Annotated in this window: 1 protein-coding gene; it reads right to left on the reverse strand. The window is 59.2% G+C overall.

The window, feature by feature from the left end:
- Positions 1–126: 126 nt before the first annotated feature.
- A complete protein-coding gene (locus ACIP1X_RS24650; RefSeq protein ID WP_400755552.1) occupies positions 127–1,035 on the reverse strand; it encodes an OmpA family protein in 909 nt (302 codons plus the stop codon).
- Positions 1,036–1,228 lie beyond the last annotated feature (193 nt).

Raw genomic sequence — 1,228 nt, forward strand, 5'->3', positions numbered from 1 at the left:
ATCACTCCACGGGGTTCTACGGAAAGCCGAGGAGTCTACCGCCCAAACGCGATAATTTACAGAGGCGCGACAGCTTAAGACGACAAAGCGACAGAATCTGTCGAGAGCGCGACGATGACCGGCGGGTCAGGAAGTTGCTGCAGTGCTCGCGGGTGTACTCGTTTGCGGCGCCGGAGCCGCGACTGGCGTAACCCGCGCAAGGTGCACATTGACCCGGCGGTTCTTCGCCCGGTTCGCCGCACTGGTGTTGGGCACGACCGGATACTGCTCACCATGGAAACGCACGGTGATCTGCGACTCTTGAATGCCATTGGCCTTGAAATAGTCGACCACCGCCAGCGCCCGCCGGCGCGACAGTTCACGGTTGGTCAGACGGTTGCCGCTGTTGTCCGAGTGGCCGTCGAGCTCAATGTGATTCACCGTCGGGTCAGCCTTCATATATTCCAACATGACCGCGAGTTTGGCTTTGGCGGCGGCGTCGAGATCGGTGCCTTCGCCGGGAAAACCGATTTGCGACTGTTTAACCTGATCGAAATTCTGCGGCAACAATTTCGCCACGCAGGTTTGATAGTCGTTAAACGCTTTGCTGAATTTGACTGGCAACAGGCGCACTTCCGAGACCCGACCATCACCCGACGCGCGACGCACGACCGGACTGCGACCGTCCAGCAGACCGCTGATCAAACCGCCAGCCTGAGACTGCGAACTGTTAAACAAGACATTGCCGCTGCCAATTCTGACGCTGCCTAGATTGATATCGCCGCGTCCCGGCTGCCATGGCGCCGCGGCTGCGAGCAACGTCGCCGAACCGCCGCCCAGCATGGCGTTGTAGGCGTTCAGACGGAATATCGCCTGCTCGCCGGCCTTGCGCACGAACTCACCCGAGCCGAAATCTGTAATCGGCTGTGTCAGGCGGCATTCGAACTTGTCGCCGGCGACCGTCCACTCAATGTTCTCCAGACGTGTCTGGTACGTGAGCGCCATCGCGGGGAGGCTGGCAAACACACTGAGCAAGGCTAAATAACGCTGGCGCACGGGAGGCTCCATTGGCTTCTGAAACACAAAGACCGATTCACACGATGTTTACGGCATACCTACGGGATATCGGAAGGTTCCCGCAAAACTTGATAGCGAGTGCCTGCAAGAGTCTTTTCCGGTAGCATTCGCCTCAGTTTGACCCGCCTGGAATCCCCTCATGTCCGACCGCCTGACCCTGCTGCGTCCCGAC

The sequence above is a fragment of the Pseudomonas sp. NPDC088885 genome, assembly GCF_044750025.1.
Lineage (GTDB): Bacteria > Pseudomonadota > Gammaproteobacteria > Pseudomonadales > Pseudomonadaceae > Aquipseudomonas > Aquipseudomonas rustica.